This is a genomic window from Vibrio albus, assembly GCF_003144035.1.
In the GTDB taxonomy this organism is placed as follows: domain Bacteria; phylum Pseudomonadota; class Gammaproteobacteria; order Enterobacterales; family Vibrionaceae; genus Vibrio; species Vibrio albus.
The window spans coordinates 135,587-149,066 of sequence record NZ_QFWT01000002.1; the positions used below are offsets into that span (position 1 = coordinate 135,587).

Genomic DNA, 13,480 nt, shown 5'->3' on the forward strand with positions numbered 1-13,480 from the left:
CATAACTCCACCTCTGCAGATAAATTATCTAAATTTTGTGGATTTCCCTCTTTTAAATGAAAGAAAAGTCAGTTACCGTCACGTCAATTTGTATTCAATCCCCTCAACCAATAAACGGAGTCATTAATTGGAAAAACATGAAGAAGTCTTAATATCACTCAGACAGATAATAAGGGCTATTGATTTACACTCTAAAAAACTAAGTAAAGAGTCAGGGTTGACGGGACCGCAACTGCTTTTGATGCGCTCAATTCGAGAGCTTGGACAAGTGACAATTAAAGAGCTTTCTAAGCACACCAATATGAGTCCTGCCACTGCAACCACTATTCTGGACAGACTGGAGCGCAACGGACACGTTGAAAGGGTCAGAAGCCAAACAGACAAGCGTAAAGTCCATGCTCATCTAACAGAGCAGGGAGCAGACTTGCTTCGTACAGCGCCTTTACCGCTACAAGAAAACTTCATTAACAAATTCCAGAACCTGGAAGAGTGGGAGCAAAGCCTGTTACTGTCTTCTGTGCAAAGAATCGCCAGCATGATGAATGCGGAATCGTATGATGTAGCGCCTGTTCTTGAACTGGGGAATATCGCAGATCCCGGAAAACACTAGTTTACTCACTTTATCTTGCTAGTTAACTTTCAGCTCCCTTTCCTTTTCAAGGGAAGGGATATTTTATGCCTGACTAAAATAGTTCATCTTCGTCGATATTTCCTCCTGGAAAGTTCAATGTCAGCCCAACAAGCCAATTCATTAGACCTAAAAACAAAATTTTCTTACTGACTACCCAGTGTTTCAACCAACGATTCACCTTTTGATACAATCCAATAGAGCCAATTCATATCTCCAGATCATGGAATTACATAAAAACATATAATATTCAATAGATTAATAATGAAATTATCATTGATAATCATATTAATACCCCTATCTCAGCCCCCCGTTCTTATCTTCTTTTTAATCACAGGAAATATTACTAACAGTTCTAATTATTTGTACTCTAAAAAATAATTAGTTAATCTATTGTGCGTGATAACACAAAAAGAACCTAAAGGAAGGACCTTTATGAAACTTAAATTAGCTTCACTTTTGATGGTTGCGGGCTTTGGTGCTCAGGCCAGTGAATGTGGAACTGTCACTATCGCCGATATGAACTGGAACTCTGCCAGCCTTATCGCCAATATTGACCGTTTCATTCTTGAAGCAGGGTATGGTTGTGATGCTGAGCTTGTTCCGGGCGACACCATGGCAACGGCCACATCGATGATCGAAAAAGGTCAACCGGATATTGCGCCAGAGCTTTGGACAAACGCTGTCCAGGAAGCAGTGAAAAAAGGCGTCGATGAAGGACGTATTGACTATGTCGGTCATTCTCTGGTTGATGGGGGTGAAGAAGGCTTCTGGCTTCCGGCTTATCTGGTTGATAAATACCCTGAGCTAAAAACCATCGAGGGTGTGAAACAACATCCGGAACTGTTTGAACACCCAGAAGATCCTGAAGCAGGTGGATTCTATAACTGTCCTGCCGGCTGGGGCTGTCAAATTTCTGCCGGTAACCTATTCAATGCTCTGAAACTGGATGAGGCAGGTTTTAAGCTTGTTGATCCTGGTTCAGCAGCAGGACTTTCCGGTTCTCTGGCAAAAGCCTATGAACGAGGTGAAGGCTGGTTCGGGTACTACTGGGCCCCAACGGCGATTCTTGGCAAGTACAACATGGTTAAAGTAGATTTCGGTGTTAAAGCAGACAAAGAAGAATACTTACGCTGTACCAGCGTTGACGGCTGCCCTGACCCAAAAGTAAACGCCTATCCACCATCCCCAGTATATACCGTGGTAACCAAAGAGTTTGCCAACAAAGGCTCAGATATGCTGGGCTATCTGAATAAGCGTGGTTTCACCAATGCCGATATGAACCAGCTTCTGGCGTGGATGGAAGACGAACAGGCGAACTCCGAAGATGCGATGTTCTACTTCCTGGAAACCTATCCTGAAGTATGGAAAGCATGGGTACCGGCATCGGTAGCAGAAAAAGTAGAAGCAGAGCTGTAAGGCCTCGTTTCTCCCCCTTCTCTCATCAATATCTTTAAAAAGAGTAGCCCGCTACGGGTTACTCTTTCTTACCCGAGGAATTAAAAATGGCTGATAGTTGGTTAAGCAGCTTTCCCGAAATGGATCGTTCTGGTTTACGAATGATTCGCAAAACTCTGGACGGTGCCTATAAAAGCTTTTCCCGAGAATATGGCAACGTGATTGAATCGTTTTTCGATCCTCTCCAGTCCTTTCTTATCTGGTTTGAAAAGCTGTTACTGGATACCCCTTGGTGGATCATTCTCATTATCCTGACCGGCCTTGTTTATGTCGCCAGCCGCTCTGTAAAAATGGCCGCTGCGTGCGTGGTTTCTCTACTGGTGATCGGCTACTTTGGCATGTGGGAAGATACCATGCGGACTCTCAGTATCATCACAGTCTGTACCTTTATCGCGATCGTTGTCGGAATACCGATAGGCATAGCCATGGCTCGCTCGAACAGAACTCAGGCAATCATTACCCCACTGCTGGATATCATGCAAACCATGCCCGCTTTTGTTTACCTGATACCCGTCGTTATGCTGCTGGGCATCGGTAAAATACCCGGTCTGATTGCTGTAGTGATCTATGCTATCCCTCCCGTCATCCGCCTGACCAACCTTGGGATCCGTCTGGTGGACAAAGAGGTGATGGAAGCGGCTACGGCATTTGGTGCCAGCAAGTGGCAACGCCTGGTCGGAGTTCAGCTGCCTTTAGCCACCCCAACCATTATGGCCGGTATCAACCAAACCATTATGATGGCGCTGTCTATGGTGGTTATCGCCTCGATGATCGGTGTTAAAGGGCTTGGTCAACCTGTTCTGAAGGCGATCAGCAATCAGTATTTCACTCTGGGTCTGCTTAATGGCCTGGCTATTGTTGCGCTGGCTATTATTATCGACCGTGCCTCACAGGCCTACGGAAAACGGATCCAGGCACACTTAGGAGACCAGAAACATGACTAAGCCACTTATTGAAGTTTCAGGGCTGTATAAAGTCTTTGGCAATACTCCGGAAAAAGTGATGCCTAAAGTTAAAGAAGGTTTGAGCAAAAATGAAATCCTGGATCAAACCGGGCATACCGTCGGCCTGAAAGACATCAATCTGCACATTAACAGAGGTGAGATTTTCGTCATTATGGGCCTGTCCGGCTCAGGCAAATCTACGTTGATCCGCCACTTCAACCGCCTTATCGACCCGACAGAGGGACAGATACTGGTTGAGGGCACTGACGTTATGAAGCTAAGCCCGAAAGAGCTGCAGGAATTCCGCCGCCATAAAATGTCGATGGTCTTTCAGCGCTTTGGGTTACTGCCACACCGAAAGGTTATTGATAATGTCGCTTACGGGCTGGAAATTCAGAATGTCGACAAAAACACGCGCCTGGAAAAAGCAACTGAATGGCTGGACACTGTTGGGCTGAAAGGTTACGAAGATCAGTACCCTTCCCAACTTTCCGGTGGTCAGCAGCAGCGTGTGGGGCTGGCTCGCGCACTCTGTACTGACGCCGAAATCCTGCTGATGGATGAAGCATTTTCGGCACTTGATCCGCTTATCCGCAGTGAAATGCAGGATCAACTGGCAGAACTGCAAGAGAAACTGCACAAGACGATCATCTTTATCACCCACGATCTGGACGAAGCACTGCGTCTGGGTGACCGGATTGCCATTCTGAAAGACGGTGTTCTGGTTCAGCAGGGCACACCTGATGATATTCTGCTTAACCCGGCAGATGACTACGTGGAAGCCTTTGTTAAAGACGTAAACCGGGCACGGGCTCTGAACGTTGAAACGGTAATGCAGCCACCGGCGATGCGTATTACGGCGGAAACCATCAATGATGCTCTGGCACAAATGAAAAAATCAGCACATGACTACGGTTACCATATTACGGATGAAGGGTATCAGGGTGTCATTACTCAGGATAGCCTCGAAGAAGCGGTCAATGGAAACAGCTCACAAGAGATTGGTGACCATCTGTATGAAGACGTGCCAGTTATTTCTCCGGACTCCGCGATTGAAGAAGTACTGACAGAAAGTATCGCGTCAGACTACTCTCTTCCGGTTGTCGATGAAGACGGTAACCTGAAAGGTTCTCTGGAGCGAGAAGCGGTCGCTGATATCTTCTCTGATAAAGAAGAGGAGACAGAAGAAGAAAAGTCTGATGACGACTCAGACAAAGAGTCAGACTCTGACAAAAAATAAGAAAAGAAAGACAGCTATAAGTCCTTCTAGTTAACTAAAAAAGGTCGCTAGTGATTATCACCCAGCGACCTTTTTATTCGTCTCAGCTAAACAGAACGGTTACAGATTTTGTTGTAAATCCTTCCAGAGATCAGATACCACCTGCTGATCGGCCGGAGAAAGCTCATTCCGGGTTTCATCCAGGCTCTGATCAATACGCTTTTTCAGCTCGTTTATATCATCAATGCCTTCTGCTTCACACGCGGCAGCAGACAACGAGATATGTCCGCGAAGGTATCCACCGGCGAAAAGTTCATCATCCGATGCCTTCTCTACCCTGCTATCAATTTTTTCCAGAAGCTGTTCTTCAAACTCTACAATCATACTGTTCTCTGATTAAACTATTTTTATTAAGCGGTTTTGTTCACTAAATAACCGGGGTTTCTGTATGAACACCCTGATTCTGACCACGGTGACGCAGCAGATGGTCCATCAACACAATCGCCAGCATTGCTTCTGCAATCGGTACTGCGCGGATACCCACACATGGGTCATGACGCCCTTTTGTGATCAGCTGTGTTGGCTCGCCGGTCTTAGTAATCGTTTCTCCCGGAACCGTGATACTGGACGTTGGCTTAAGAGCAATATTCGCCACAATATCCTGTCCGGAAGAGATACCGCCCAAGATGCCACCGGCATGGTTACTGGTAAACCCTTGCGGGGTCAGCGGATCACGATGCCGGCTGCCTTTCTGGCTTACGACATCAAAACCGTCACCGATTTCCACACCTTTTACTGCGTTAATTCCCATCAGTGCATGTGCAATATCGGCATCCAGACGGTCAAACACAGGTTCGCCAAGGCCAACCGGCACATTGGTCGCAACCACTTGCAACTTCGCACCGATAGAATCGCCTTCTTTTTTCAGATCGCGGATAAGCTGATCAAATGCCTCTACCTTATCCACGTCCGGACAGAAAAAGGCATTATTTTCAATCTCAGCCCAGTCCACCTTACCGATAGAGATATCCCCCATCTGAGACAGATAGGCACGAATTTCGACACCAAATTCTTGTTTCAGGTATTGCTTAGCGATACCACCAGCGGCAACACGCATAGCCGTTTCACGTGCCGATGAACGTCCACCTCCGCGATAATCGCGGTTACCATACTTCTGATGGTAAGTGTAATCCGCGTGACCCGGACGGAACTTATCTTTAATCTCCGAGTAATCTTTGGAGCGCTGATCCGTGTTCTCAATCAACAGACCAATAGACGTACCCGTCGTCTTACCTTCAAATACACCAGAAAGAATTTTGACTTCATCCGGTTCCCGGCGCGCCGTGGTATAACGGGACGTTCCCGGGCGACGACGATCCAAATCCTTTTGCAAATCAGCTTCAGTAATTTCAAGACCCGGAGGACAACCGTCTACGATGCAGCCCAGTGCGAGACCGTGACTTTCACCAAACGTTGTCACCCGAAAGTGTTGACCTATACTATTTCCTGCCATTTTGTCCTCAGTGTCACTCTATTCTAAGAGTCATTTTTCTGTAATTTTTCGTGCGCTCATAGTCTCTTTATAACGAACACTTGTAAAGCCCTAAGAAGGGGGAATTTCCCGGGACTTAATCCTTATACAAGGAGAATTCATCCGCGTGTTCCAACAGCTGCTCTTTCGTCAGCATAAACACGCCGTGGCCACCGTTTTCAAATTCGATCCATGTGAATGGTATCTGTGGATACTGATCCATCATATGCACCATCGAATTACCCACTTCACAAATAAGAATACCGTTGTCAGTCAGGTAATCCGGGGCATTTGCCAGAATCCGGCGCACCAGTTTCAGGCCATCGGAACCGGCAGCCAAACCAAGCTCTGGCTCATGAGTAAATTCATCCGGCAAGCTACCCATGTCTTCTTCATCCACATAAGGAGGGTTTGAGACAATCAGGTCATACTGATCTTTGGGAAGATCCATAAACAGGTTGGAACGGATAGGGAATACCTGCTGTTCCATACCGTGATCCTGGATATTCTGTTCTGCGACTTCCAGTGCCTCTTCCGAGATATCCACCGCATCCACTTCCGCTTCCGGGAAAGCATGAGCACAGGCTATCGCGATACAGCCACTGCCGGTACACAAGTCCATGATGCGCTGAGGTTCCTGAGTCAGCCAGGGCTGGAACTGAGCTTCGATTAGCTCACCAATTGGAGAACGTGGCACCAACACCCTTTCATCAACGTAAAATTCCAGCCCGCAGAACCAGGCTTTATTGGTCAGATAGGCCGTCGGGATACGATCATTAATACGTTTTACGACCCGCTCAGCGATACGCTGACGCTCGCTGGCTATCAGCCGGGAATTCAGCACATGGGGCGGTACATCAATAGGCAAATAAAGGCTTGGCAGGATTAACTGTATCGCTTCATCCCACGCGTTATCTGTTCCATGACCATAAAACAGACCGGCAGCATTAAAACGACTGACTGTCCAGCGAACCATATCCTGAAGGGTTCTCAGCTCTGCTACCACTTCATCTACAAAAATCTTATCCAAATTTGCCTCCAAAAAGCGCTACAATACACCGATTAACCGAAATCCACTTTTTATTAATATCAATGAACGATAAAGACAATCATACTGATGACGACTTTTCTCTGTTTCGGGATGCGGTAAAGGGCGTAAAAAAGTTGCCACAGGATACCATAATCCAGAAGCCAAACAGAGAGAGCAGACAAAAAGATATCAGACGCACATTCCGTGAAGCCAAGGACAATGAATTTTTCTTTTCGGATGAGTTTGTTCCTCACCTGGAAGAAGACGGGCCGGTGCGTTATGCCAGAAGCGATGTCTCTAAATATGAAGTAAAACGGCTACGCCGCGGCGTTTATGTGCCGGATGTGTTTCTGGATATGCATGGGATGACTCAACAGGAAGCCAAAGCCGAGCTCGGTGCCATGATAGCTTACTGTATCAAAGAAGGGGTTCACTGTGCCTGCGTTATGCACGGTATCGGCAAGCATATCCTGAAACAAAAGGTTCCGATTTGGCTGGCACAGCATCCTGCGGTAATGGCATACCATCAGGCTCCACTGGAGTTCGGCGGAAATGGAGCCATATTGGTATTGCTGTCGGTACCTGAAAAATAAAGATCAGCGGGTAAAGGTTAATGGGTAAACGTGAGAAAAGAATACCCGTCATCCCTGCCCCTCTTTACGCACCCTATGGGTGCATGTGCCAGATCAGTTCACCCTGACGAGTTTCCGGTTCGAACTCTACGCAGGCCAGTCCGGACGTCGGAAACATCGGTGGCATCATATCGGCAACAAACTGAGAGGTAAGATACCCCACCAGAGGAAGGTGAGATACCAGAAGAACCGATTCAAGCTGTCGGGAATCAATGAGCGCAATGACATACTCAAATACATCTTCTGCTGTTCCGTACGGAGTAATATCATCACACGTTTCCAGGCCACCATCTATGACACTAAACTCTTCTGAAATCGCTTCCCAGGTTTGCTGCGCCCTCACATAAGGGCTGACCAATACGGCATCAAACTCGCTGAATCCCTGTTCGACACAAGCATGAGCCACGGCCATAGACTCTGAACGTCCTCGTGGTGTCAGTTCTCGCTCCGCATCGCTTGAAGCAAAGTGTCCGGCTTCACCGTGGCGCATAATGAATACTTTCATTCTGAATCCTTCGTTACTTATCTCTTTGTTGTACAACCTGAAACTCTAAAGTAAGTAAACGCTACTATACTTATACCAAACAGGCTAAATCTATGTCGCTAATTCTCATATAATTAAGTACATCAATTAGCTTTTTTGTTACCATGGGCAGTCGCAGTTATAAGCAATCTGCCTGTTTTTAAAGGCTCTTCTGATAGATTGGTCATCTCTATCATTCAAATGCCTAAGTCTGTTTTACGCAAGATTTACACCAAATGATGTTAGCAGCATCATACTTTTTATACGCTCTGACCTGGAGAATCTCTGTGCACCTAAGTCCAAATGACACAAACCTATATCGCTATGTCAAATTAAACAATGGGTTACGTGTGCTCTTAATTCAGGATCCTTCTGCGCAAAAATCCGCAGCCGCTCTGGCCGTCAATGTCGGACACTTTGACGATCCGGAAAACCGCGAAGGTCTGGCGCACTATCTTGAGCACATGCTTTTTCTTGGCACGGAAAAATACCCTAAAATTGGCGAATTTCAAAGTTTTGTCAGTCAACATGGTGGCCACAATAACGCCTGGACCGGTACAGAGCACACCTGTTTCTTCTTTGACATCTCCCCAAAACACTTTGAAGATGGGCTGGATCGCTTCAGCCAGTTCTTTGTTGCCCCCCTGTTTAACGAAGAGGCATTGGACAAAGAACGCCAGGCTGTCGATTCGGAATACCGTCTAAAATTACAGGATGATATGCGACGCCTGTATCAGGTGCACAAAGAAGTCATCAATCAGGAGCATCCGTTTTCTAAATTTTCCGTCGGTAACCTGAAGACATTAGAAGACAGAAACGATCAGTCTATTCGTGATGAGGTTCTGGAGTTTTACCGACAGAATTATTCCTCGGATTTAATGACGCTTACTCTGCTTGATGCTCAGGATTTGGATACTCAGGAAGCTCTGGTCAAAGAGAAGTTTGGTCAGATCGTCAACCAGAACCTGAAGGGGAAATCGATTACGGTGCCGCTGTGTACTTTAGACGAATCCGGCATCCTCATTCAGGTAGAACCGGTCAAAGACTCCCGCAAACTGATCCTGGCATTCGATTTACCCGATATGGAACAGTTCTATAGCATCAAGCCCCTGTCTTATTTTGCTCATTTGCTGGGCTATGAAGGCGAAGGCAGCCTGATGCTCTACCTGAAGCAGAGAGGCTGGATTACTTCGCTTGCCGCTGGTGGAGGAATTAACGGCAGCAATTTCCGGGAATTTACCGTTAGCGTCGGCCTTACCGAGGATGGTTTGGAGGTGAGCGATAAAATCATTCGTACGGTATTTCAGTATATTGCGCTTATCCGCCAGCACGGAATGAACGAATGGCGCTATAAGGAAAAGAAAGCGGTTCTGGAATCTGCATTTCGTTTTCAGGAAAAAGGCCGCGCACTGGATCTGGTCAGCCACATGGTGATCAATCTGCAGCATTATTCTGAAGAAGATGTGATCTACGGCGATTATAAAATGTCTGGCTACGATGAGCCTTTGCTTCGTTCCATTATTGACCGCTTTATACCAGAAAACAGCCGCATCACTCTGGTTGCAAAAGGTCTAACCTATGACCGTAAAGCCAAGTGGTACCACACACCATATTCAGTCACCCCTATTACACCGCAGCAGCACCTCTTGTGGACCGAACTTGATCACGAGCCTGAACTGGCACTTCCGGAAAAAAACCCGTTTATCTGCTACGACCTGGATCCGCAGCCTCTGGAAGGAAAATCAGATAAACCAGAGCTCCTTGAAGAGCTGCCCGGATTCCGTCTATGGCATCTGCAGGAGAAAGAGTTTCATATTCCAAAAGGCGTGGTTTATGTCGCTATTGACAGCCCTCATGCCGTCTCCACCCCGAGAAATATCGTAAAAATGCGCCTTTGCGTGGAAATGTTTTTAGATTCACTGGCAAAACGCACCTACCCGGCAGAAATCGCCGGTATGGGGTACAACATCTATGCCCATCAGGGGGGCATAACCTTAAGTATTTCAGGGTTCAGCCAGAAGCAGGCCGAGCTGCTTAAAATGATTCTGAAGCGTTTTGCCGCTAGAGAATTCGGCGAACAGCGGTTTGATATCATCAAACAGCAGATGTTGAGAAATTGGCGAAATTCGGCAAAAGACCGTCCTATTTCGCAACTGTTTAATACCATGACCGGGATTTTACAGCCTAACAACCCCCCTTACCCGACATTGCTGGAAGCACTGGAAACCATTGAACTGGATGAGTTGTCCCTTTTCGTGGAGTCTTTGCTGGCTGAATTACATGTTGAGATGTTTGTCTATGGGGACTGGACACGCGAGCAAGCCCATGAAGTAGGACAAACGCTGAAAGATGCTGTGAGGGTAAAAAACCAGCAGTATGAGGAATCACTGCGCCCGTTGATCATGTTGGGAGAAAGCGGCACCTTCCAGCATGAAATATTCTGCAGTCAGGATGACTCTGCTATTGTACTTTATTATCAGTCTCAGAATATTTCGCCTCGTGATACCGCTCTGTACACGCTGGCAAACCATCTGATGTCTGCCACTTTCTTCCATGAAATCCGGACCAAACAACAGTTGGGTTATATGGTCGGTACCGGCAATATGCCGCTAAACCGGCACCCCGGGCTGGTACTGTATGTTCAGTCGCCCAAAGCGGGCCCGGCCGATCTTCTGTCGGCCATTGATGAATTTCTGAATGCCTTTTATATGGTGCTGCTGGAACTGAATGAATACCAGTGGCACAGCAGTAAAAAAGGGCTGTGGCACCAACTCTCAGCCCCTGATACTAACCTTCGCAGCCGGGCACAGCGGCTTTGGGTCGCTATCGGTAATAAAGATTACGAATTCAGCATGCGCGAAGAAGTCCTGCAAGAACTTAAAGCCTTGTCCAGAGCCGATATGATTCGTTTTGTGGTTAGCATATTGAAGCCAAGAACCGCTAACCGTCTGATCTTACACTCTAAAGGCAATGCCCATGAAGATGACACGCCATTAAGAGTTGGCCATGAAATTGGCTCGGTAGACGAGTTCCAGCTCTGGCCGAAAGATGTGGATTTAGGCTAATAAGACCGGCGAGCATGCATTCTCACTGTGTCAGTGGGAATGCATACCGTAGCGAAGCTTACTACCTCTTTAAGTCTGTCTATATGCCTGAATTCATCACTCCGCTTTTGCATCAGCGCCATGCTCTGAAAGCTGAGCACCGAACCACCTATGTATTGCGGTAACCATACTTAACTCTTTCGTTTCAAAGATGATCTGTGCTCCTTCAGGAAGTTCTGAGTATGACACTTTAACTTTTGAAGGGTCAGCACTAAGTTCCGCAATTCCAGGCATGTTAACGCCATGTAATTTTGTTGGGTCTGAATAATTTCCGTGTTTAAACATTTCCGCTTCATGACCTAAGTGTTGCCGAATGAGTAAGATCTGGTCGGTTTCTTTTGGGTTCCTCGCCAAAACCTTCTGAACGCCGCCTGAATCTGTCATCTTGAACACGTGAATAGTTTTAGACATACCGAAAGGCATTACCTGATGAGACAAATGATGAACCTGTTCTTGCTTGGTTTGTGCGAATGCCACTGAATGGACAAAGAACAGTATGACCACAGGGATCATAGTTAGTATGGTCACTTTATGCTTTGTGGAAGTCATTTACTTTCCTCTAATGATGATGAACTGACATATCTCTACCTGTTTCGACACCACTTTTATTTATGGAGCCACGAAGTGATCCCACACAAAGTTTTGTCGGTTTTTACCTTTTATGCAACTTCTGTCCATTCTGACAACTTAACTATAGCTGTGCTAAGTCCGAACCAGGGACTACCCAAAGTCAGCCGGGGTTACCTCCTTAGTTACAGAAGGCTAATTACGTTATCGCGTGTCTGTGATGTACAGAGACTCAATCAAAGAACTTGCCTGCTATCTTTTGTAGATAAAGCAGTGTTAGACGACACTCCGAAGACCGAAAACTCATTAGAATGACTAAACAACAAACGAAACGAGGTCGGGAATGACAGAGGCAAACGGAATTTTCGATAACCTACCGCATAGTGTGAATGAGTTCCTGAATGACTGTGAGGCGCTGGAGTTAGAAATCAATGATGCACTGGTACTATCGCTCGATAACAACCAACCGGCACTCACAGAGCAGATACAAGCACGTATCAACCAGGTAGCATCCCGAATCCCAGTAATAGCGGATGATATGAATGTCATTACGGAACAGCTCTGCTGGGAAACGCTGACAGAACTAGGCACCGTGGCAAAGCTGGAAGCTCAAGATAAACATGGAACGGAGTTACAGTATTCTTTCAACCTGCTCTATCTACCCGTTTCCTATCAAGGGACATATTCAAATTTAGATCTCACCTCCTTATTGACAGACTTAGCGACATTGCCGCATAAGCTAGGTGTTCTTAATAACATCCAAAGCCTGATGATCTCACCCTTTGCTCTCCCATTAGCCACCGCTACCGACACTGAGTTAAGAATACGATTGTTTGAAACCTTGATTAAACAGCACTTGGGGCGTAACCCAGACATGAGTGTACTGCTCTCCGGCCAGGACTTTGCAGAGCATCCTGATCTTGAGATGACGCTTCGAACGGCCTACTTCCCGGCGCTACTAATACAACCGACTCCGTTAAGTGATTCTCAGGATGTTGATTCAATAGCAGAAATGGAAACTAACTCAGAGTTATACGACGGGTTAAAAGCAGTGCTTTCAAAAGCAGATAACATCAACCTGATCACATCTCCAACCATCATCCCGGTAGCTGTGGAATCGGCACTGGCGTTCCAGGGGCAAGAGTTAGGGCGGCTCTACAAGGAACTAGCAGGCAAACAAAAAGAAACAAGCAATATGGATGTCGTTTACAACTCAGACGGCATTACATTAACGTTAACGCAGAATGGCAACTATATCGAAGCGAGCAATATTGAAGTGCCTACCATTGCCATTGCAGAGACTGTTATGGGGGCGATCAGAAACGCAGCGGAAGGAGCGTAACGAATACGAAACACCGGTAAGGAACAGCCCAAGATCAGCGGGGGTTACCGCCCTACCTTCCTGCTGGCTTATAACGGGGACACCCCGCAATCAAAATCGAACATTAACTCAATTGGGGTAAGGGAACCTGTAGTATCAGGATTAGTTCCAATACTTTTCTGAACAGCGTATATACTTTTGGTAAGTGGACGCAATTTAGGAGGCAGATGATGGAAATGTGTCAACACAGAATGGCGGAACTATTTGAACAGCTTGGTCTGGGAAATTCGCCGGAAGAAATTAAAGACTTCGTGAAAAACCATCGAAATAAACGAGATTCTGCTCCGATACATGAAGCGAGCTTTTGGACCGCTTCACAATCAGATTTTTTGAAACAGGCTATCGAGCAAGATGCCGATTGGGCAGAGTTGGTGGATCAGCTTGACGTTATGTTGCGGGACTGACCTGAATGAGTAACACGCCCTAACCACCGCTGAAATATTTCAGGGCAACACTGCGCCAC

The 13,480-nt window shown here is 46.5% G+C and carries 13 protein-coding genes; 8 read left to right on the forward strand and 5 right to left on the reverse strand.

Annotation, left to right across the window (positions count from 1 at the left end; translation table 11 throughout):
• Positions 1 to 127 precede the first annotated feature (127 nt).
• The 4 genes from DI392_RS04235 (at position 128) to DI392_RS04250 (ending at position 4,270) form a co-directional block, all read left to right on the forward strand.
• Positions 128 to 610: a MarR family winged helix-turn-helix transcriptional regulator gene (locus DI392_RS04235; RefSeq protein WP_109318666.1), complete on the forward strand. Its 483-nt coding sequence runs from the start codon at positions 128 to 130 to the stop codon at positions 608 to 610.
• 453 nt (positions 611 to 1,063) lie between these two features.
• On the forward strand, positions 1,064 to 2,047 hold the full coding sequence (locus DI392_RS04240) for an ABC transporter substrate-binding protein (RefSeq protein ID WP_109318667.1): 984 nt from the start codon (positions 1,064 to 1,066) through the stop codon (positions 2,045 to 2,047).
• Between the two features lie 86 nt (positions 2,048 to 2,133).
• Positions 2,134 to 3,030, forward strand: a complete 897-nt coding sequence (locus DI392_RS04245; protein WP_109318668.1) for an ABC transporter permease — start codon at positions 2,134 to 2,136, stop codon at positions 3,028 to 3,030.
• Positions 3,023 to 4,270, forward strand: coding sequence for a quaternary amine ABC transporter ATP-binding protein (locus DI392_RS04250; RefSeq protein WP_109318669.1), 1,248 nt, complete (start codon positions 3,023 to 3,025; stop codon positions 4,268 to 4,270). The genes DI392_RS04245 and DI392_RS04250 overlap by 8 nt, the downstream gene beginning before the upstream one ends.
• 99 nt (positions 4,271 to 4,369) lie before the next feature.
• Here the strand turns inward: DI392_RS04250 and DI392_RS04255 are convergent, their stop codons facing one another.
• From DI392_RS04255 to prmB, 3 genes are all read right to left on the reverse strand, one after another.
• Entirely contained in the window at positions 4,370 to 4,633 is a 264-nt protein-coding gene (locus DI392_RS04255) for a YfcL family protein (protein ID WP_109318670.1), read from the reverse strand.
• 43 nt (positions 4,634 to 4,676) lie between these two features.
• Positions 4,677 to 5,762 (reverse strand): chorismate synthase, encoded by a 1,086-nt coding sequence (gene aroC, locus DI392_RS04260; protein ID WP_109318671.1) that lies wholly within the window; start codon positions 5,760 to 5,762, stop codon positions 4,677 to 4,679.
• 115 nt (positions 5,763 to 5,877) lie between these two features.
• Positions 5,878 to 6,810, reverse strand: a complete 933-nt coding sequence (prmB, locus tag DI392_RS04265) for a 50S ribosomal protein L3 N(5)-glutamine methyltransferase (protein WP_109318672.1) — start codon at positions 6,808 to 6,810, stop codon at positions 5,878 to 5,880.
• Positions 6,811 to 6,872: 62 nt separating this feature from the next.
• Here prmB and smrB point away from each other — a divergent pair, with 62 nt between their 5' ends.
• Positions 6,873 to 7,403: an endonuclease SmrB gene (gene smrB / locus DI392_RS04270; RefSeq protein ID WP_109318673.1), complete on the forward strand. Its 531-nt coding sequence runs from the start codon at positions 6,873 to 6,875 to the stop codon at positions 7,401 to 7,403.
• A 73-nt stretch (positions 7,404 to 7,476) separates the two neighbouring features.
• Here the strand turns inward: smrB and sixA are convergent, their stop codons facing one another.
• Positions 7,477 to 7,947 (reverse strand): phosphohistidine phosphatase SixA, encoded by a 471-nt coding sequence (sixA, locus tag DI392_RS04275; protein WP_109318674.1) that lies wholly within the window; start codon positions 7,945 to 7,947, stop codon positions 7,477 to 7,479.
• A 305-nt stretch (positions 7,948 to 8,252) separates the two neighbouring features.
• On the opposite strand from sixA, the gene DI392_RS04280 reads away from it, so the two are divergent.
• Positions 8,253 to 11,030: an insulinase family protein gene (locus DI392_RS04280; protein ID WP_109319019.1), complete on the forward strand. Its 2,778-nt coding sequence runs from the start codon at positions 8,253 to 8,255 to the stop codon at positions 11,028 to 11,030.
• Positions 11,031 to 11,126: 96 nt separating this feature from the next.
• On the opposite strand, the gene DI392_RS04285 is transcribed toward DI392_RS04280, so the two are convergent.
• The gene (locus DI392_RS04285) at positions 11,127 to 11,618 is read right to left on the reverse strand and encodes a hypothetical protein (RefSeq protein WP_109318675.1); all 492 of its coding nucleotides are present in this window, start codon (positions 11,616 to 11,618) and stop codon (positions 11,127 to 11,129) included.
• Between the two features lie 361 nt (positions 11,619 to 11,979).
• Here DI392_RS04285 and DI392_RS04290 point away from each other — a divergent pair, with 361 nt between their 5' ends.
• Positions 11,980 to 12,978 (forward strand): hypothetical protein, encoded by a 999-nt coding sequence (locus DI392_RS04290; RefSeq protein ID WP_109318676.1) that lies wholly within the window; start codon positions 11,980 to 11,982, stop codon positions 12,976 to 12,978.
• Positions 12,979 to 13,187: 209 nt separating this feature from the next.
• A complete protein-coding gene (locus DI392_RS04295; RefSeq protein ID WP_109318677.1) occupies positions 13,188 to 13,421 on the forward strand; it encodes a DUF2789 domain-containing protein in 234 nt (77 codons plus the stop codon).
• Positions 13,422 to 13,480 lie beyond the last annotated feature (59 nt).

Excerpts from the sequence above, each read along its gene's own strand:
- DI392_RS04285 (WP_109318675.1), bottom strand. The coding sequence starts at position 11,618 with ATGACTTCCACAAAGCATAAAGTGACCATACTAACTATGATCCCTGTG.
- sixA (WP_109318674.1), bottom strand. The coding sequence starts at position 7,947 with ATGAAAGTATTCATTATGCGCCACGGTGAAGCCGGACACTTTGCTTCA.
- DI392_RS04290 (WP_109318676.1), top strand. The coding sequence starts at position 11,980 with ATGACAGAGGCAAACGGAATTTTCGATAACCTACCGCATAGTGTGAAT.
- DI392_RS04295 (WP_109318677.1), top strand. The coding sequence starts at position 13,188 with ATGGAAATGTGTCAACACAGAATGGCGGAACTATTTGAACAGCTTGGT.
- smrB (WP_109318673.1), top strand. The coding sequence starts at position 6,873 with ATGAACGATAAAGACAATCATACTGATGACGACTTTTCTCTGTTTCGG.
- aroC (WP_109318671.1), bottom strand. The coding sequence starts at position 5,762 with ATGGCAGGAAATAGTATAGGTCAACACTTTCGGGTGACAACGTTTGGT.
- DI392_RS04240 (WP_109318667.1), top strand. The coding sequence starts at position 1,064 with ATGAAACTTAAATTAGCTTCACTTTTGATGGTTGCGGGCTTTGGTGCT.
- DI392_RS04250 (WP_109318669.1), top strand. The coding sequence starts at position 3,023 with ATGACTAAGCCACTTATTGAAGTTTCAGGGCTGTATAAAGTCTTTGGC.
- DI392_RS04255 (WP_109318670.1), bottom strand. The coding sequence starts at position 4,633 with ATGATTGTAGAGTTTGAAGAACAGCTTCTGGAAAAAATTGATAGCAGG.
- DI392_RS04245 (WP_109318668.1), top strand. The coding sequence starts at position 2,134 with ATGGCTGATAGTTGGTTAAGCAGCTTTCCCGAAATGGATCGTTCTGGT.